The sequence below is a fragment of the Segatella cerevisiae genome (assembly GCF_024054555.1).
Taxonomy (GTDB): Bacteria; Bacteroidota; Bacteroidia; order Bacteroidales; family Bacteroidaceae; genus Prevotella; species Prevotella cerevisiae.
Genome location: NZ_JAMXLY010000041.1, coordinates 12,696 through 32,520, shown reverse-complemented (window position 1 = coordinate 32,520; position 19,825 = coordinate 12,696). Strand labels below are relative to the sequence as shown.

General features: G+C 46.4%; 20 protein-coding genes. 17 read left to right on the top strand and 3 right to left on the bottom strand.

Features of this window, described 5'->3' with window-relative positions; translation table 11 throughout:
- Nucleotides 1-504 precede the first annotated feature (504 nt).
- Both NG821_RS10070 and NG821_RS10065 read right to left on the bottom strand, forming a co-directional pair.
- Entirely contained in the window at nucleotides 505-1,116 is a 612-nt protein-coding gene (locus NG821_RS10070) for an RloB family protein (protein ID WP_252761534.1), read from the bottom strand.
- A gap of 2 nt (nucleotides 1,117-1,118) precedes the next feature.
- A complete protein-coding gene (locus tag NG821_RS10065) occupies nucleotides 1,119-2,318 on the bottom strand; it encodes an AAA family ATPase (protein WP_252761533.1) in 1,200 nt (399 codons plus the stop codon).
- A 502-nt stretch (nucleotides 2,319-2,820) separates the two neighbouring features.
- Here NG821_RS10065 and NG821_RS10060 point away from each other — a divergent pair.
- From NG821_RS10060 to NG821_RS09985, 17 genes are all read left to right on the top strand, one after another.
- Entirely contained in the window at nucleotides 2,821-3,435 is a 615-nt protein-coding gene (locus NG821_RS10060; protein WP_252761532.1) for a hypothetical protein, read from the top strand.
- Nucleotides 3,436-3,628: 193 nt separating this feature from the next.
- Entirely contained in the window at nucleotides 3,629-3,988 is a 360-nt protein-coding gene (locus NG821_RS10055) for a DUF4134 domain-containing protein (protein ID WP_252761531.1), read from the top strand.
- Nucleotides 3,989-4,065: 77 nt separating this feature from the next.
- Nucleotides 4,066-4,353, top strand: coding sequence for a DUF4133 domain-containing protein (locus tag NG821_RS10050; RefSeq protein ID WP_252761530.1), 288 nt, complete (start codon nucleotides 4,066-4,068; stop codon nucleotides 4,351-4,353).
- Between the two features lie 4 nt (nucleotides 4,354-4,357).
- A complete protein-coding gene (locus NG821_RS10045; protein ID WP_252761529.1) occupies nucleotides 4,358-7,261 on the top strand; it encodes a TraG family conjugative transposon ATPase in 2,904 nt (967 codons plus the stop codon).
- On the top strand, nucleotides 7,243-7,983 hold the full coding sequence (locus tag NG821_RS10040) for a hypothetical protein (protein WP_252761528.1): 741 nt from the start codon (nucleotides 7,243-7,245) through the stop codon (nucleotides 7,981-7,983). Before NG821_RS10045 ends, NG821_RS10040 begins: the two co-directional genes overlap by 19 nt.
- A 3-nt stretch (nucleotides 7,984-7,986) precedes the next feature.
- The gene (locus NG821_RS10035; protein ID WP_252761527.1) at nucleotides 7,987-8,661 is read left to right on the top strand and encodes a hypothetical protein; all 675 of its coding nucleotides are present in this window, start codon (nucleotides 7,987-7,989) and stop codon (nucleotides 8,659-8,661) included.
- Between the two features lie 12 nt (nucleotides 8,662-8,673).
- On the top strand, nucleotides 8,674-9,348 hold the full coding sequence (locus NG821_RS10030; RefSeq protein ID WP_252761526.1) for a DUF5045 domain-containing protein: 675 nt from the start codon (nucleotides 8,674-8,676) through the stop codon (nucleotides 9,346-9,348).
- A 7-nt stretch (nucleotides 9,349-9,355) separates the two neighbouring features.
- The gene (locus NG821_RS10025) at nucleotides 9,356-10,684 is read left to right on the top strand and encodes a hypothetical protein (RefSeq protein WP_252761537.1); all 1,329 of its coding nucleotides are present in this window, start codon (nucleotides 9,356-9,358) and stop codon (nucleotides 10,682-10,684) included.
- A gap of 49 nt (nucleotides 10,685-10,733) precedes the next feature.
- On the top strand, nucleotides 10,734-11,330 hold the full coding sequence (gene traK, locus NG821_RS10020; RefSeq protein ID WP_252761536.1) for a conjugative transposon protein TraK: 597 nt from the start codon (nucleotides 10,734-10,736) through the stop codon (nucleotides 11,328-11,330).
- Between the two features lie 19 nt (nucleotides 11,331-11,349).
- The gene (locus tag NG821_RS10015) at nucleotides 11,350-11,853 is read left to right on the top strand and encodes a hypothetical protein (protein ID WP_252761525.1); all 504 of its coding nucleotides are present in this window, start codon (nucleotides 11,350-11,352) and stop codon (nucleotides 11,851-11,853) included.
- Nucleotides 11,850-13,037, top strand: coding sequence for a conjugative transposon protein TraM (locus tag NG821_RS10010; protein WP_252761524.1), 1,188 nt, complete (start codon nucleotides 11,850-11,852; stop codon nucleotides 13,035-13,037). Before NG821_RS10015 ends, NG821_RS10010 begins: the two co-directional genes overlap by 4 nt.
- Nucleotides 13,038-13,048: 11 nt before the next feature.
- Entirely contained in the window at nucleotides 13,049-13,987 is a 939-nt protein-coding gene (gene traN, locus NG821_RS10005) for a conjugative transposon protein TraN (RefSeq protein ID WP_252761523.1), read from the top strand.
- 4 nt (nucleotides 13,988-13,991) lie between these two features.
- The gene (locus NG821_RS10000) at nucleotides 13,992-14,489 is read left to right on the top strand and encodes a hypothetical protein (protein WP_252761522.1); all 498 of its coding nucleotides are present in this window, start codon (nucleotides 13,992-13,994) and stop codon (nucleotides 14,487-14,489) included.
- Between the two features lie 10 nt (nucleotides 14,490-14,499).
- Nucleotides 14,500-15,168, top strand: a complete 669-nt coding sequence (locus NG821_RS09995) for a hypothetical protein (protein WP_252761521.1) — start codon at nucleotides 14,500-14,502, stop codon at nucleotides 15,166-15,168.
- A 70-nt stretch (nucleotides 15,169-15,238) separates the two neighbouring features.
- Entirely contained in the window at nucleotides 15,239-17,566 is a 2,328-nt protein-coding gene (locus NG821_RS09990; RefSeq protein ID WP_252761520.1) for a type IV secretory system conjugative DNA transfer family protein, read from the top strand.
- A gap of 241 nt (nucleotides 17,567-17,807) precedes the next feature.
- Nucleotides 17,808-17,933, top strand: coding sequence for a hypothetical protein (locus NG821_RS12615; protein ID WP_262921884.1), 126 nt, complete (start codon nucleotides 17,808-17,810; stop codon nucleotides 17,931-17,933).
- Nucleotides 17,934-17,956: 23 nt separating this feature from the next.
- Nucleotides 17,957-18,838, top strand: coding sequence for a hypothetical protein (locus NG821_RS09985; RefSeq protein ID WP_252761519.1), 882 nt, complete (start codon nucleotides 17,957-17,959; stop codon nucleotides 18,836-18,838).
- A 506-nt stretch (nucleotides 18,839-19,344) separates the two neighbouring features.
- Here the strand turns inward: NG821_RS09985 and NG821_RS09980 are convergent.
- Nucleotides 19,345-19,578, bottom strand: coding sequence for a hypothetical protein (locus tag NG821_RS09980; RefSeq protein ID WP_252761518.1), 234 nt, complete (start codon nucleotides 19,576-19,578; stop codon nucleotides 19,345-19,347).
- Nucleotides 19,579-19,825: the final 247 nt, after the last annotated feature.

The following is a 19,825-nucleotide window of genomic DNA, read 5'->3' as shown; positions in this document are numbered from 1 at the left end:
GGGAGTATGGTGGGCACAGCTCCCATAGAATGTCTTAACCACTCTCCCGAAGCCTGTCCGTGTCCCTATGGACAGGTGCAAAGAGGTATTTCGAGAATATTCACAGTGAAACCGTAAATATTCTCAAGATACTGCTTTGCAGGGCGGCAAGCATATTTTTTACTATAAACATTTAAATATTAATAACCACCTGTTTGAAAATTAGAATATTTTCTCTATGACAAGTGTTCGGATAATTATCTGTTTATTAAGATAGATAACATCATCGGGGATAATTATGAAGTTTATGGGCTTTCCTCTTCTTACGGATTAGTTGACGTTTGAATCACTAGGATCACCCCCGTTGCCCTCTAGGTCTTAGTGATTATTATTTGTGAAATTTTGAATTTCAACACCTTGAAGTTACAACAATTTTTACAGGCTATCAATTTACAGCCTCTTATTTCCGTCGAACTCACTTTAAGTTGCATAGTACTGATTCAGATCTAAGAAATAACAGAAATCTCAATTTATACCAAGCAGTTCAAACATCTCCCCCATTTCTGAATAGGTATAGTCCCTTTCCCCTTTGTACTTACCTCTAAGAGATGAATTGGAATTCTCTATTGCCTTGCGAAAGCTTCCGCCTTGTTTTTCAAAATACTGATGGAGAGGGTGTGAGCGGAAAAATTTGATGGTCTTTTCGTATTTACATTTCTTATCCATCATAGCCCCAATGTCATCAGATGACGAAAATTCCTGTGTAGTATATTTGAAGTAGTAAAGGAAAAACAGCTCTGTACATCTATCAGTTTCAAAGAACCTGACTTCATAATCAATGCCTCTCTTGGGCTTTAATATATGAATGCCGTGATATTTCTTTTTCAATCGTATGTAGGCACACCTGCTCTTGGCATCCTTCTTTTTGGTATCCATGTCTATCAGGCAATATATTTTATTGTAACCCATTTGGATAGAGTTTTCTATTGTATGTTCCAATTCTCGAAGACTTGTGTTCTTTGGTGAATCTGGTTTGATGTGCTGAAGGATTCGGAAGTCATCTTTTAAGGAGTTGAGATAGTAAAATTCCGTCGGACCCTCGCCAATCACTATCGTTGTTTGTCTCTGATGTGCCATAATCAATCTAAGTTTATAAATGGTGACCCCAGTTCCGGCTTTGCACCCAGTTTGCCTATACGGTAGGAATTGTAAAGCGAGAGGTTCTTATGGAGACCGAAATCGTCAGCACGGGTGTAGACAGAGGATGCCGTATCATGTGATTTCTCTACGAACCACACATTATGGCGGTGCTCGTTGAAGAGGTTCTCTGCCAATAGCGATGTTTCCTGTGAAGTGAAGATAAGTTGTGAATTATCCGAGTTATAGACAAAAACGTTCAGGTAATAGAGAAGCAGGTCATAATGCAAGTCCTCACCCAGTTCATCCAGCATATAGATGTGACTACCTGTGATGGCATCATAGAGATACTTCAAATCTGTGATGTATCTTATGGTACCTGCTGATTGACTGTCGTCCGGCAGTTCAAAGTATTCCTTGTTTGTGGTATTGACAAAGCTGACACTCTCCTTGTCGCCATCCGAAAGAATATGGAAATCAGAAATATTAAAATCAGCCTTCTTTAACATCTGCATATAGAATTTCCTGCGGCGTGGATCCTTGTCAACGGATTGCAGTTGTGCCACAACACTGTTGTCATCCATGTGCATCACCCCGTGGACATGATTTTTTATCCAATGATAGAGTGTTGCTATCGGTCTGGCATCGTCCGAAAGTGATACTTTTCCATAGGTAGACAAAACGGTATGGTTATTGAGCGTGTTCTGGATGATGGTGTCAAGAGACTTCTGTTTGATGCCGATACCTGGACCGAACTTAATGGCAGCCTGTTCATCCTCTCCTCGGAAATGCCGTTCATAGAAAAGAGCCTTGGAACGTCTGGGATAATAGTCCAGTTTCTCGCTGATAATATAACGCTGATTATATTCGATAGTGTAGTCATATCGTATACTATTCGTATAAAAGGATACATACATTCTTGTCGGCTTATCAGCAGTAAGAGCAAAAGGATGGCCCGAGAGCACCTTGTCATTTCTGTTGGTGCGTGCAGTAAAGAGCAAGTCAAAAATATTCTGCAAAGCCTTCAACATGTTTGACTTTCCAGATGCGTTAGCACCATAAATAACCGCCAACTTGCTTAGATAGACACCATGTGCTGCTTCGACACGCATCCACTCTTCTTCAGAAGGACGCACCTCAAAGTCCATTTCCTGACGGTCTTTTATAGAGTAATAATTCTCTACCCAAAAATCCTTTATCATAAGCCTAAAAACTAAATATTTAAACCATTTTCGTAACTTTTCTACAAAAATAGGCAAAATATTCTAATAATACAAGAAAATTCAACGAATAATTATTAACGCTTGAATGGATCAATACCTACAAACCATTGTTTGCAGGTAATCATTCCTATATGATTATGTGCAAATATGATGATCATTTTATTAATTTCATCGAACTCACGTTAATATATTGCAAAACTCTTAACCCTAGTCTCTCCATAATTTCTTGTACTCCTCTGAACGTCTCCTGTGATTATTCACCTACCCTTTCTACAGTCTTTTCCCTATAGATTATAAAATATAGTCTTATCATTTATCAACTGATAGATTCCACAATTATACTATCTTTTGTCTATGAAGTCGAATTTATCCTAAATATAGGATACGGATGCACGGATAGATAGATTTTTACTATCTTTGCATGAGTTTTTCTGCATCGAAAAACGCCAGAATGAAAAATACCTCATAAGCAGGAAATGAAGTGGCCGAGCACTCCGTCTATAGAAACAACTCATCATTCTTAAAATGGAAACTCCACGGTGCTGACCTTCGGGTACAGACCGTGGGCTTTAATAAGAAAAAAGAACAGACAACTATGGTTTACTATTTGATCATCGGCTTTTACCTTCTTTTATATGCCTGGATGATTTTTCACGACCTTTTCCACAAGGAGCCGGTGGAAATTGCCTCCAGGACAGAAGAGGAAGAAATAGATATCTCAGAGGAAGCCAAGGCTTTTAAGCCCATAGAGGTCTCTAAGGAGATGACAGCGGCTCAGCCTCTGGAAGGAGAAAATCCTGTGACTATGGAAAGAAAGGAGAATGAGGAAGCAATGAAAGAAGGACCCACTTGCGAACCTCGGCAAACGGAGCCGGAAGTCTTGGAGCAGGAATACCTTTCACCTGACGGTGAGGTTCCGGAGCAAACGCCATCTCCTGAAGAAGGGCCTGTCCCGGAGATCCTCCCCTTCCAGAGCACTGAATATTCCGGAGGTATCCTCATGAGTATTCTTCATAAACAGATTGAAGACCTTTCACAAAAGGATCCGGAGATGGACGATGTGGCCATCCATCTGATGAAAATTGATCAGAAATAGCAGCATCTGCATCTGCGAATTTGAACTTACTTTTAATTTGGTGGAGCATTTGATATACTTCCATAAAAAACAGAAGTGACAGCCTGTTTCTTGGTTTGTAAGTACCAAGTTTATTTTCTTCCACTTATGGATGAAGATGTCCGCATTTGCCATTTAATTTGAAACGTAAGATTTTACTCCATGAGAAAAATTTATGCTTCGAGTAAACTCCAAAATATTTCTTCGCAAAGTAAAGAACTCTTGCAAGAAAATTCCGGTAAAGCGTGTCACAACAGTGGCCTGTATGGTACTCTTCTGTGCCCTTGATATTTGTGCCCAAAGTCATGGAGCGGGAGGCTTCACCAAGGCCACCTCAGAGATTTCTTCGTATCAGACTCCTGTCAGTAATCTGATGAAGGCCATTGCCGCCGTCATCGTACTTGTCGGAGCGTTCAATGTCTATTTTAAAATGCAAAACGGAGACCAAGATGTCAAGAAGACCATCATGCTGACCATCGGCGGTTGTGTAGCATTCATCGCCATGTCAGAAGCTCTTCCCTTGTTCTTTAAATAAGGACATGGGAATCATACATTCAGGAGGGGGACTCTTACAAAGTATGTGTCCTTTCCTGTCTTTTGAAATCACAATCAATGGAGATGAATTTTAATGGTTACCCTGTTTTCAAGGGACTTCAGAAGCCTTTGGAGTTCATGGGCATTCGCGGACGTTTTCTGACTTATGCCGCTATGGCCATCGGTATCTCATTTATCGGCTATATCCTCTTTTCTATCCTCGTTGGAAAACTTGCCGGATTCCTTGCCATGACAGGCATTGCTGCCATGGGCATCCTCGGTATTTTCATCAGACAGAAGAGCGGACTGCACAATAGAAAACGGAGCCGGGGTATCTTCATCTACCATCACCTTTTCTCACGATAGAACCATGTTTGGAAAAAAGAAAAGCAAAATCGACGGCATCTTTGCCGAACTGGAAGACATCAAGGACGATAAGTGCAAGCTTCTCAATACGGTGCTATTCTCCTGTAGGGGTGATGCTTCGGTACTTATCGAGATGGAGAATCCCGTCCAGCAGTATTCGACGGATCCTGCTCTCTATATAGGTTACATGGATGTGTTGGGAAATATCGTGGAGGCCCTTGGTGAAGGCTTTGCCTTGCAAAAGCAGGACATTTTTTGTCGCCAGCGTTATCACCACCCTGTTACCTCGGATATGGAATACCTGACAAAGAGCTATTTCCGCTATTTCGAGGGCAGGCCCTATACGGAGATTCGTACCTTCCTGATCCTCACGATGGAGGGGCAGAAGAGCACTTTCATTAAATATGACGAAAAGGCCTGGAAAGCGTTTCATGTCAAGGTCAGCAAGGTCATTGACATCCTCAAAGAGCATGAAATCAGGTACCATAAGCTCAATAAGGAAGAGGTTAACGAATACCTTCATCGTTATATGGCCTGTAATTTTCGAAAGGGGTCTTTTGCCATGCAGAACTTCAAGGCCTCTGATGAAAGTCTGCGGATGGGCGCTGATACGGTCAAGTCCTTCAGTCTGGTTGATGTCGATGAGATAGACCTTCCTTCCTTTATCAAGCCCTATCTGACGGTACCGGTCAATGGGTATACTATCGCCACAGACCTCCTGGCATTTCTGGCAGAGATTCCCGATACCCACTGTGTCATCTATAATCAGGTTCTTCAGGTTCCCCAGCAGCGAAGGCTGCTGAGAAAGTTGCAGAGCAAGGCCAAACGTCACGGCAGCATGCCGGATCCCAGCAATAAGATTGCCAAGTCTGATATTGAGCAAGTCCTCAATGTCCTTGCCACGGAAAGCAAGATACTCGTCAATACCAACTTCAATATCCTGGTCTGTTGTCCGCAGGAGAAGCTCACCTCAGTCAGCTCATACATTGAGACCCGTCTTTATGAGTGCGGTATCCTGCCCTCCCGGTCAGCCTATAACCAATTGGAACTTTTCCTGGACTGTTTCCCCGGTAATGCCTATTCCTTCAATCCCGACTATGACCTGTTCCTGACCCTGAACGATGCCGCTCTCTGCCTTTTCTATAAAGAGCATCTGAAACACAGTGAGGACACCCCGCTGAAAACCTGGTACACTGACCGTCAGGGACTGCCGGTGTGCATAGACATTACCGGCAAGGAAGGATCAGTGAAATATACGGACAATAGTAATTTTTTCTGCATCGGGCCAAGTGGCAGCGGAAAGAGCTTCCATATCAATTCCGTTGTCCGCCAGTTGCTGGAACAGGATACCGATGTCGTCATGGTCGATACTGGAGATTCTTACGAGGGTATCTGTGCCTATTTCAAGGGGACTTATATCACTTACAGCAGAGAGCATCCCATCTCCATGAATCCTTTCAAGATCACAAAGGAGGAGTATGACCAGAATTTCGGGGAGAAGAAGAACTTCCTGAAAAGTCTCATTTTCCTTATTTTCAAGGGGAACGAGGCACCGACAAAGATAGAAGACAAGATTATCAACCAGACCATCGTGGAATACTACCGGGAATACTTCCATCCATTCAGGGAATATACCGAAAAGGAAAGAGAACAACTCCGGGAGCGGCTGCTGCTGGAAGATAAAAAGAACGGGGCATACGAACACTATGAAGAAAAAATTGAAGAGAAGTACGCAGATCCCTATCGTATTCCGGAACTTGAAAAAGGGACTGCAGGAGAAGATGCTCCCCAAGGTAGGGATCATGCGGTGGAAGAAGAATACACCTCTCAGGAGAAGAAGCACCATGCCAAGGTCATCCGTCAGGTAAACAAACTGCACGGTCTGGCTAATGACGATGCTGCTACCGAAGGAGAGAAGGCTGCTGCCGGCAGGCAGCTCCTCCGCCTGATGCCGGAGCTTATTGAAGGCAGGTATATGATGCGGATAGAAAAGAAGATAGACCGCATGGAGGAACAGCGGCAGAAGATGCATGTCGGGCGGCTGAACTTCAACAGCTATTATGAATTTGCCCTGGAGCGTATCCCGCAGATCATGAAGGACAGCAGTATCAGTTTCGACATCAATGACTTTTCCGCTATACTGGAACAGTTTTATAAAGGCGGCGAACTGGAATCTACGCTGAACAACGATGCTGATGCCAGTCTTTTCAGTGAACGGTTCATCGTTTTTGAGATTGATAAGATCAAGGATGATCCCGTCCTGTTCCCCATCGTCGTGCTCATCATCATGGATGTCTTCCTTCAGAAAATGCGTCTGAAAAAAGGACGTAAGGCGCTCATCATCGAAGAAGCCTGGAAAGCCATCTCCTCACCTACTATGGCCGAATATATCAAGTACCTCTACAAAACCGTGAGAAAATTTCATGGCATCGCCGGTGTTGTCACTCAGGAGTTGAATGACGTGATTGACTCCCCTATCGTGAAGGAAGCGATCATCAATAATTCAGACATCAAGATCCTTCTCGACCAGAGCAAGTTCAGGGACAGATATGATGAGATCTCTGCCATCCTCGGTCTTACGCCCGTACAGCGGCAGCAGATCTTTACCATCAATAACCTCCGAAACCATGAGGGGAGAAACTATTTCAAGGAAGTTTGGATTGCCCGGGGGCAGTATTCCGATGTCTATGGCGTGGAGGAACCGCCTGAATGCTACTGGGCCTATACCACGGAACGGGCGGAGAAGGAAGCCCTCAAAATTTACGAAGCCCGGTATGGCGGTATTCAGACGGCCATCACCAGGATAGAAGAAGACCGCAGAAAGTCAAAGGCAGACACCTATCTCGACTTTGCGCGGCAAGTGAATGAACACGGAAAGGTCATGAGCTTATGGAAGCAAAACGATTAGTATTACTCCTGTTTGTCCTGCTGCTTACTCTGGGCACAAGGGCCGGATTCAGGGTTGTTACAGACCCCTGGACGGCAGCTGCCGTTACGGCCAATGCCGCATCCCAGAAAGCCATCGAGAGCAAGCATAACCAGCGGTTGGACTCCATTGCTGCAAAACAGAAGAAACTGATGGCTTATACCGCAGCAATGGCCAGCATCCGGGAGATATATCAGTTTACGCTGCAGAATGTGGAAGGCTTCGGACCGGAAAGCCAGTATTATAAGGAAATTTTCTCCTGTGCTGCAGACATCCTCACCGATGTGCCCACTGTGTTGAAAGCTATAGCCAATAAGACTGTCAAGAACTATATCCTGTGCCTGAATGAGCTGGCCGATGTCACTGAGGAGACCGAAGGGCTCGTCCATGACTTCAAGGATATCGTCAACAATGGCAGGATACGGCTTCCCGACATCCCCGTCATCAAAAAGACCATTTCGGAGAATGGGAAGGAAAAGAATGACGGCTACAACCTGCTGGACCGCTATGAGCGTCTGACCCTGGCCAACAAGATTTATTCCCATCTGCTGGAAATGAAGTACAAGATGGACGTTATAGTGATGATGTGCCACTACTGTGGATGGAGTACGGTCTTTTTTGACCTTGATCCGGAGACCTGGGCGAGCTGTTTCACCGGTGCAAATATGGTGAGTGGACTGATCAATGACTGGAATGGACTTTAACGTATGAAGGCAAGACTATTCTTTCTTTTAGTGGCGGTGACGGCCATCCTGCCCCTCCAGGCTTTTGATACGCCGCATGATCTTCCGACTATTGAGGCGCTCATCAGCCTTCACAAACTCATCAAGGGTAATGAAGACCAGGCCCTGGCAAGGGTGACTGCCAGTTTCGGAGAGCAGAGCATTGTCACCAAAGGAGCCACGGAGTTCAATGCTGCCCGGTCAACCCTGGACAGTAAACTCTCCAGCGGTTACAGTGCTATACTTCTTTCCAGTGCGCTGGCCGGTACGGGCACCGATCTCTACAAGCTCATTGACGAATATGCACGGTTCACCTCTTCCACTGCCCGAACCCTGTTCCACAAGCCTATGTGTGCCTGGTACTATACAGAAGCCGGTTATGCCTGTGCCCGGGAGATGAAAAATATCCGGAAGATGGCCGTCACCCTTTCCGCCGGCAGCATCAACCTCATGAAAGCCTCCATGGATGAAAAGCTCGACCTGGTCAATCAACTCAGGGAGTATATTGACAACATGAAGGCGATCATCGAAGAAGCATACGCCTGGTGCAGTGTCGTGATGGTCGGCGGTTTTCATTATGACTATATCTGGGACATCCTGAACTCCGATGTAACGGACGGCATCGCAAAAGGAGTAATCAGTAAATGGTATAACCTATAAAACAAGAAGAATATGAAACGATTTCTGATTTTAGCTCTGTTTTTCCTTTCCCTGAAGGTAACCGGCAGGGCACAGTCAGTGCAGCATGACTCCCAGAAGGAGAAGCAATGGCGGTCGATGGAGACCGGTCCGTGGGATTTTGATCCGGGATGGTATTACTATTTTCTCCACAAGGATTACAGTGGAGCTTATACCAAATGGAAATGGCATGGCTTCCACTCCGGACTGCGTGTGCATTTCAAGGAGAGCAAGTCTCATACCAAGACCATCATGCCCGACCGCACCGCCGCCGAGGAAGAGCAGAGAGCCGGTGAGAAGAAGGCGGAGGAAGAACGGCAGGAAATCAAACCCCTGTATCAGGAAGAGCTTGCCCGTGCAGCTGACCGTTCCGTGGATCTGGTCTATATTGATTTCAAGGATGACTACAACCGGATGCAGGATGATATTGATGACGGTCTTGTCTATTGCATGAAGAAAAGCAGGGGCCGTCTCAGTTATCAGGTCACCCAGCTCCAGAATCAGAATGAACTGATCTGCAACAGTATCGGCTATATCCATAAGACCGGTCTCGCCTACGGACTGGAGAATGCCAGGAGGGAGAAAGCCTATATCGAATACCGGAAGCAGATGCAGGAGCTGGTCAGCCGTGTTGCCCATCTTGTCGGTATGGCACAGAGCTATTATTAAAGGATACATCATGATGGATTTGCTACTGGATATCTATGCCCGTCATCTGCTGACCATGGGCCTTCCGGCTATTGACCAGAGTCTGGACAAACTGCTTGTGGCCATGGAGACCTTCCCAAGGTCTGCCGTTCTGGGCAGTGCCGTTGGTTATGCCCGGATCCTGGGGCTCTGCCTTGCCCTCTGTGTGGGTAGTTATGAGTGTTGGATGATGATGCTCGGCCGCAGGGCCATGGATGTGATGAAACTCCTCCGTATCATCGGGCTCAGTATGTGCATCTCCTCAAGTACCTGGATCTGCAATGAGCTTGCCGTTCCGGGGAAAGCTCTGGAAAATACCACCAAGCAGATGGCTGTCAGCAAGAACAGGGAAGTGGCGGCCCTGGAGCTGAAAGTGGCGGAAAAACAAGACGGCTATCTCAGACGGCTGAGGGCCATACAGGACAGTCTTTCTACGGCCAAGCAGGTCCAGGCCATCGGCGAGGATGCCCACTGGTGGGACAAGCTCATCTACAACATGCAGAACCTGGGAAGTACCATCAATGACTATGCCCAGCGGGCAGCAGTCCTCACGGAGACCAAGGCCTCGGAATGGATCAATGACATCATCCGTTTCATCGGGGAGCTGATCTTCCAGATGTCCTATTACGGTATGCTGGTGGCCCAGCGCATCTTCCTGACTATCCTGGCGACCTTTGCCCCCATCATGTTTGCCCTGAGTATCGTGCCGCCTTTCAGCAATGCCTGGTCTCAATGGATGTCCAAGTATCTCAGCCTGACACTATGGGGCTTCGTGGTCTATATCTGTCTTTACTATGTGGACTTCATCCTGATGTATAATCTTACGGAGGACATCACCGCCTACGACACCCTTCTCAAAGGACAGGTGACGAATTGGGGGTCCATCGGTGCGCTCGGCTTGCAGGGTATCGGTTCCAACTGTATGTATGCCATGGGCATGCTGGTCGGGGCATACGTCATCCGATTCGTGCCGGAGGTCGCCTCGTGGCTGATTCCGGGCGGTGTAAGCTCCAGTGCAGGGACGACGGCCGGAGCGGTATCTGCCGGTATCGTCAGCGGTGCCGTTTCAGGAGGCACAAGTGCCGCTGTAGGAATTGGAGCTGCAGTAACCACAGGTACAGCAACTGCCGTGGGAGCTGCCCAGCAGGCTCACAGTGACGGTGGCGGCCTGATCCGGGAAGCCGGAAGGACTGTCGCCTCTCAGACCTTTGTCGGACAGGCCTACAGTCATGGGGCGGACAGTGCCCGCTCCATGCATAATGTCGGTACCAGTGACTCGAATTATAAGCGGGGTGGAACTCCGGATGGCAAGAGCTGACTCAAAGGAAGCCTCTTCAAAAAAGTAGATTTGAATTTTATATTGCATGATGTTGATACAAAGTTTGGAACAAAAGACAAGGCTTGCGCTGCTGACAGTCGTTCTTACCGTCTGCGGCTGTACGGTGATCTGTGCTTTTACTGTCTATTATGCCGCGAAGTTGATCACCGATGACCGCCGGCAGATCTACTGCATCGACGGGCAGATTCCCTTTCTGGCAGAACGCAGCAAGCAGGAAGCCAACTTCGTGATGGAAGCCAAGGCGGACATCCAGCTCTTTCACCAGTATTTCTTCAACCTGCCCCCGGATGACGATTATATCAAATGGACACTGGGCAAGGCGATGTATATGGCGGACGGCACGGCCATGAAACAGAAACAGGCCATGGAAGAGAACGGTTTCTATAGTGATATTGTCTCCTCCTCGGCTGTCTGTACCATCATGTGCGACTCCATCCATCTCGATGAGCGTACGAGGAAGTTTACCTATTATGGCACGCAGTTGATCAAACGCCGCAGCCGTGATCTGAGACGCTCTATCATCACCACCGGTGAGCTGGTCAACGTACCCCGCACCCAGAACAATCCCCACGGACTGCTGATTACCCACTGGAGGACTCTGGAAGACAAGGATCTTGACCATTAATACTCTAATCCATTCAAGTATGAAGAAAAGATTCAGACAGGCAAAGACAGCCCGGGATGAAAAGATAGCCCGTCATGCCACTACACTCGTGGACAGACTCGCGAAAAAGGTAAGACTTCGGGAGCGGATAGCCGTTGCCAACCGTTTGGCAAGGATGCATAAGAAGAGGACGCTCTGTTGGACGACAGGTCTGCTTTCGGTATCCCTCCTCATGGGTATCTTCCTGAGTATAGGAGATCTGACGAAGAGCGGTGATCAGAACAGCAGTCCGGATGACCTTCAACTCAGTTCCATTGCCAATGTCCGTCCGATGTTCGACGGCCTGCATCAGATACAGAATGCCAGGACCCTGCAGGGCGGACAGGTTGGGGGGATGATTTCCAGGGGTATCTGCCTCAAGGAGCAGCTGGATTCCCTTGTCCGGCTCCCCCGTAAGACCCACCGGGATTCTGCTGCCATTATCGTAAAGTACCATCAACTGGAATATCTGATCCAATCCATAAAAACAAAGGAGAAACGATGAATAAGATCAATTTCAAACAACCTAAATATATCCTCCCCCTGGTTACGCTCCTGCCGGTGCTCTTCCTCGCCCACACCATCCTGAACTTTTCGGGAAAAGGAAGCGATACTCCTAAAAAAAGTGTCGCGACCGATTCCATCAATATGTCCCTGCCGGCGGCGGAGAATGTGGGGATTGGCGACAAGATGTCTGATATGAACCAGCGGATGAGTGAGGACGGAGCCTATACCGCTGTGGACGGCATAGGTGATGAGGATGAAAGTAAAGATTCCACCACAAGCGGCTATAGTGAGCGGGAACTTGACAATATTGATGCGGCCAATGCTGACCGGAAACGCCAGCAGAAGCAGATGGAAGATATGGAACGCAGTCTTGCCGAGAGCCGGAAGCATATCAATTCCTATGCCGGAAGCGGTTCTTCGTCAGGCAGCAGCCAGCAAGAGGAGTATGGTGACTATGCCAGGGAGATAGCGGCTATCCAGCGCAGGAGTGTGGCCCGGCAGCGGGCTTATGAAAAATCCCTGGATAGGAATACAGGTGGGACTGTGGGTGGCAGCGACACTCCCGCTTCCCTTCCCGAAGGTAGGAGAAAGGGCAGGTCCAGGACTGTAAAGCCGGAGATTGCCATCCTGCATAAGGTGCAGAGCGCAAATGAAGACCAGTTCCATACGCTGGCCTCGCCATCCGCTGCCGATGAACCGCTGATCAGGGCGATGATCGACAAGACCACCAGGGCCCATGAAGGGACCCGTCTGCGTTTCAAGCTTCTCGATGACGTCACCCTCAAGGGGACGGTCCTCCGCAAGGGCACCTACCTCTATGGCATCGTGACAGGCTTCGGACAGCAGCGTGTCAAGGCCAGTATCACCAGTATCCTCGTGAAGGACAAGTTCATCCGTGTCAGCCTTTCCGTCTATGACAACGATGGCATGGAAGGTTTCTATGTCCCCGAGTCAGCTTTCCGGGATATGATGAAGGAAGCAGGAGCTCAGGCCATGCAGAACAATGTCACCTTTGACAATGGCGGCGGATCAGGGCTCAGCGGCGAGTCCATTGCCCTTCAGACCCTGCAGAATATGTACCAGAGTGCATCGAATGCCGTGGCGAACAATATCCGCAAGAACAAGGCCCGTATCAAATATAACACGATTGTCTATCTCATCAATACAGGAAACAACGAATAAAGAACAAAGATATGAAAAAGATTTTTGCATTGCTGGCTGCGGTGACCCTGTTATCACTCCCGGCCGGCGCACAGAAGAAGTATACTTCCATACTCAGGGACACCACCGTAAAGGCACGGTATATCCATACCCCTGTCCCTCAGGAGACTTCTGTCTTCAATGAGGGTATCCGGCGGAGTAACATCTATGTCAATAAGGAGGTCACCACGCATATCATCATGCCGGAGAATATCAAGCTCGTGGATATTTCTACGGCAAATATTGTCGGCAACCAGTGTGAGGACAACATCGTCCGGATCAAACCGGCACACAGGATGTACGACAACGAACTGCTCGGTACCCTCACCCTTATCGGTGAGCGCCATCTGGCCCAGTTCAACGTCATCTATACGCAGGGGCCTAACCGGGCAGATGCCATCTTCAAGGTCAGGCAGGAGGATATGAAACGCTATGACAATCCCGATGTGCTCATGCCTGAGGGAGAGATGGCCCGGTATGCCTGGGCGATCTATGGCAGTGGCCGGAAGTTTTATGGTCTCCACTCCTCCGCTAACGGGATCAAGGCTGTCATCAACAATATCTATAGCATCAATGATTATTTCTTCATCGATTTCTCCCTCTATAACAAGACGAAAATCAAGTATGACATCAGTGAGATACGCGTCAAACTCACCGATAAAAAAGAGACTAAGGCCACGAATACCCAGACGATCGAGCTGACTCCTGTCTATAGTCTGAACAAGGCGACCAGTTTTCAGAAAGGCTACCGCAATGTCCTTGTCCTGAACAAACTTACTTTCCCGGATGAGAAAGTCCTTATGCTGGAAATTTCAGAGAATCAGATTTCCGGAAGGGTCATCTGTATCCCCATCGAATATGAGGATATCCTGCATGCCGACAGCTTCAGCGAGGAACTGATGAAATCGCTGGAAAAACCCTATAACCGGTAAAATTATGAAAAAGTCAGGTATGATAATCTTCGTCCTGATGCTGACGGCGTCAGTATGGGCGGGAGAAGGCGACCGGTATGTAAACATCAATTCAGGATTTCTTTTTAACTCCACGCTGAATGTCACTGCCGGTTATGAACGGCAACTCGAGTATGGCGATGCCGTGGAGCTCTTCGGTGAGGTTGGCGACCGCTGGCATAGAGACCCTGTCTGTGGCCGGGTATGCAGTAAAGTTTTCTGGAAAGACCACTATTGGGACGGCGGACTGCTCTATAAGAAGAGCGTCAGACGCTTCAAGAACTCCAGGCTGCGACTGCGTGTCGGCCCCGTCTTCGGCTCCCACACCGGGGATTATTTCTTTGGTGTGGAGGGAGGACTGGAATACGACTGTATCTTCCCTTGTGGAATACAGTTTTCGGTCATCCAGAAGAATGATGTGAGTTTCCTTCATGGTGACACGTTCCGCAACGGCGTGCTCATTGGTATTAAGGTTCCTTTTTAAAAACAAGGTGATGAAACAGGTAAAGAAAATCCTCTTTAAGATGAACAGTACGATAATGCTGCCCCTGCTTGCGCTTGCCATTAGTATCCTGACTTCCTGTGAGAACCATGACGAAGCTTTTGACAGCAGCCTGCGTATCGGCAATATTTATCTCTCTGATGACCGGGTAGTCAGTCCGGAAGGTTATGATCCTGAGACTGACGATGCTGTGGGTGTTATCTTTGCTGTTCATGGGGATACAGCCCTTGTTGTGGCCCGGCAGGAAATGGGCAGTTATATCTATTCTGACTCGCTGGGCACCATCGGCAATGTCATCAATGATGCCGTGACGATGTGCGGGCAGGAGAATACCGCGGCCATCCTTGCCTCGGATTTCGCCCGTCACTTCCCTGCCCTTGAAACTTTGGACGGCTATTCCTCCAAGATTACGGGATGGGTGCTTCCTTCTGCTGGAGATCTGAAGGCCTTGTCTACCTGTCTCGACCTGGTCAAACGTTCCATGACGCTCATCGGAGGTGATGGCTTCTCCCGGAGGCAGTATTTCAGCACATCCCAGGACGGGAGCTCCGGTGCCACCGGACAGGAATACTATTATACGGTAAGCCTGAACAGCGGTTATGTCACTTCAACATATAAGAAAAGCAAGAGCCGGGTCCGCCTGATCCTCAACATCCGGTAACGTCAAGGCTGAGAAACATGAACAGAGCAGAATGCCAGAAGCCTTCCCTATCCATAAAAACTGATAAACGATGCCAACAGAAGAGACCCGTGAGCAGCAACAGATATACAACACCTTCCGCAGCTGCATCTATCTTTGCCTGATCATCGAACTGGTAATGAACCTGCCGATCACCACGGACAATAAGCTTACTGCTTTTCTGCTGGAGCTGATTGCGAGGTTCAGGGTCTTCAACAGCGTAGTGAGTTGCAAGGTCATGGAACTGATCTGTATTGCTATTACCTGTATCGGTACAAGGGCAAGGAAAAGCCTGAGGTTCAATATAAAGACCATGGTGATTTATCCTGTCATCGTAGGCTTTGTGTTGATATTCCTCTGTATCTATCTGCATATCGGCAACTGGGGAGGCTATTGGGCCGGAATTCCTGTCAACCGTTGTCTTTATGCCCTCTCGTCCATCCTCGGCACCATGCTCGTCCACCAGGGACTGGATGGCATTGCCCGCTATTATCAGATGAAAGTCGGTGATGACCGTTTCAACTTCGAGAATGAGAGTTTTGAACAAAGTGAGGAAAAGGTAGAGAACGGGTATTCCGTCAATATCCCCATGATCTATTATTTCAGAGGCAGGATGCACAAGGGCTGGATCAACATCATCAATCCTTTCCGGGCCACGATGGTCCTGGGCACTCCGGGATCGGGAAAGTCTTTTGGTATCATCGACCCTTTTATCCGCCAGCACAGTGCCAAGGGCTTTGCCATGATGGTGTATGACTATAAGTTTCCGACACTGGCCAGAAACCTGTTTTATCAGTACTGCAAGAACAAGCGTTATGGTCATCTGCCTGAAAACTGTGATTTCAATATCGTCAATTTCACTGATGTTGAGTATTCCAACCGGGTAAATCCTATTCAGAGAAAATATATCCCGGACCTTGCTGCCGCTTCCGAGACTGCTGCCACGCTGATCGCTTCCTTAAACAAAGGAGGAGGCGACAAAAAAGGAGGTTCGGATGATTTCTTTACTCATTCGGCAGAGAACTTTCTGGCCAGCATCATCTATTTCTTCGTCAATTTCCATCCTACGGGTTTCCGAAAGGGAGAGAAACTGAGACACTATATCTCCTCCTGCAACGGCAAGAAACTGCTGCTGGTCATCCGCAGGTGGTCAGACTATGAAGCTCTGGATGAAAAAGGCCATACGGTACTGGACTTTGTCGATAGTCAAAGCCGGAACCTCTCCACCGATGCAGACGGTATGTTTGTGGAGTTGAAAGGACTCGAATACACCTCGAAGGACGGACAGTCTGTCAGGATAGAGGATTCCTGGTATGAGAACTGCAAGGGAGAACGGGTTGAACCGGATTCCATCACTGGAGAATATTCTGATATGCCCCATGTCCTCAGTTTCCTGGGACATTCCTACGATGATGTTTTTGATATACTGATGCAGGATGAAAAGATCATGTCCCTGATGGCGCCTTTCCAGAGTGCTTATCAGAACAAAGCCATGGACCAGTTGGAAGGAATGGTGGGTACGCTGCGGGTCAGTGCGGCAAGGCTTGTATCTCCTGAAGCCTACTGGGTGTTTACGGGTGATGACTTTGACCTGAAGATTTCAGACAGGGATCATCCTTCTTATCTGGTCATCGCCAATGATCCGGAAAAAGAACAGGTGATCGGTTCCCTGAATGCACTGATCCTGAACCGCCTTGTTACCCGTGTCAACAGCAAGGGCAATCTTCCCGTAAGCATCATCGTCGATGAGCTGCCAACTCTCTACTTCCATAAGATAGACCGTCTTATCGGCACCGCACGAAGCAATAAAGTTTCCGTCACTTTAGGTTTCCAGGAACTTCCCCAACTAGAAGCCGACTACGGCAAGAACGGGATGCAGAAGATTATCACGACCTGCGGTAATATCTTTTTGGGAGCCGCACGTAACAAGGAAACACTGGAATGGGCACAGAATGATGTCTTCGGAAAGGTCAAACAGACCAGTCGTTCCGTTACCGTCAATGATCAGAAAGTATCTACTTCTCTCTCGGAAAAAATGGATTATCTCGTGCCTGCCGCCAAGATAGCGGATATGGCCACCGGATGGCTGGCGGGACAGGCTGCCCGGGACTTCACTCCAACGGATATGAATGTCTTGAACAGCATTGATCTTGAAAACTCACCTGAATTCAAGACCACCAAATACTTCTGTAAAACCAATTTTAATATGGGAAGGATAAAGAAAGAAGAAGGTTACTACAAGGAGTTGCCTAAGAAGTATGCATTCAAGGACAACCGGGAAAAGGAGACCATGCTTACCCGGAATTTTAAACGGGTAAATACAGAAGTGGACCAGATGATTACGGAACTGCTGGGAGATAATTCTAATAATCAAAAGTAAATAATAATCATACGTAATTGGCTAAGTTAAGGTCGAAGTGCAAAAGCATAATTCTTCAAACAAATTGCTAAATTTGCAGTTGGCTTCATTACATCATGTATTTTCTGTTTCTTGAGTAATTTAATCATCCCATTTTTGCACAACTTCTTATTTTTTATATCTTTGCCTTGTAAAGTTTAGAAGAAATCAAAATAGCTAAACAACTGTGGAAGTTATCTTTGAAGAAAATTAAAAACGTTACATGGAAGAAGATTATAAAACTAACAAAAATCTCTTTGATGGAGTAAATAAAGATATTACTGCAGAACAATGTTTAGAAGCATATAAATATCGAATAGTTGTTGACAACGTTAAACGCTTTAAATGATACAAACTTTAAAATGTATGAACATGGAAATATCAAAGTTAGGAAACAATCTGCTTGACCCAAACAACAAATTATTTGAAATCCTAAAGCAGAATCCGCCAATTTGGTGGAGAAAACTCAAAGAAGATAATGATTTATATATAGAAGTTCGTAAAAACAATATAATAGAGGCCTATTACAATGGAGGTAGACTTGCAGAAATCAAGTACAATAGTAGAAATAAAGATCTGTCTGTGAAGACGCATCCAAAATACCTTGGTCATGATAACGTATCAGAGACAAGATTTTACAGGATATCCACACGTAATGGCAAAACCTCACATGATGCGATATACCAAGAGTGCAAAGAAGAAATAGAAAAAGACCCAGGTATTTTGAAGAAAAATATAATTAAATTCTACTCTGGTGTTTCTGATGGTGAAAATACATTAGAGAAATTAATTCAAGGCACACTTATCCTTCATAACCGTAACAAATATATTGATTCCGAATTTGCTCATCGTTTCTATAATGAAGAAAGAAAAACTATACGTATCGATTTAGTAGGTATCGAAAATAACAAACTATATTTTGAAGAACTAAAGCGAGTCATCGATTCCCGACTGAGTGATACTGAGATATTAACCCAAATGAAAGAGTACAGTCAATTTATAGATGCGAATGCTAAACCACTTGAGGATTATTACAAAACTCTCTATATTATAAAGCAATCTTTAAGTCTTCCTGTTCCAAAAATATCGGACATCCAAGATTTGAAAATAGATAAGATTCCAAGGCTAATAATCTGTCAAAACTATAACAAGATAAGCAAAAGTCGCCTAAATAGGATCAAAAATATCGAGGAAATATTGAAAGTAAACCATCTAAAATATCAAATTTTAAAAGATCGTCAGGGCGTCAACTAAACTGTGTTATATTCTTTCATAGCGTAGTGGTGTCATAATCTCCTATTTGGTAATATGGTACCGATTCCATTCCATTCGCCGATACGATCACATATTCCCACTTTCCTGTGAACGAACATGGTACTGTACTGACGAATTACTGGTAACAGTTTTCGTTTCCTTTCATGTTGCATCAAAAACAAAAAGAGAAATGAAACTCAAATCTCATTCCTCTTTCTGCAATCTCCCGGTTGAATAATCAATCGTCAGTGTCTTCACGTAAGTGAATTTCAGGCCCTCTATCAGGACCGAAACCTGTTTTCTGGGTCCTCTGGGATATAGAAGGTAATCGTGTCTGAAATCTGATAGACTAGTTCCCGCCGGTGAGCCACGATCCATACCATTCCCAGTGTCCGAGCCATCATGGACTGATGGGATTTGAACGCCTCCTCAATACGTTACTTCATGTCCTGCTGATAATCGTAAAGATGAAAGAGCTTCATGGAAGACACACTATGGCTTAAAAATTATTGAAGGTAATAATCCCATCTGTTGCTCCTTAAGAAGTAGACTGCATCATTCTTTCCAGAGATCACATCCCAGATTGTCAGCCAGAAACTCTTGATCCTTGTAAACAGAGATCCGATGACCTCCGTATAAACCCACGTATAAACATTCAGGAGCAACAGATCCGAAACGATTACCAAGCCTCTTAGCAGACTGCCGTTCCGGTTGCTCATTTCATTAACTTGAGATGACATCAATTAAATAAATCAAAAAATATGTGTGTTTTTCCTCTGTATCGTACCGTTACAATAAAGTAAAAGTCATGTCCTTTCCCTGCGCAGCCGTCATCCTGTATACCGCCTCGCTGCCATCCTTCTTCATGATAAACAGCGAGCGCGGACGTTCTCCGGCCAGACTGTCGCCAGGCAGGATACGGTACCACGCATTCGCAGTTGGAACGTAAATATACTTGCTCATGTCATACTCCACGTGTTCCAGCGG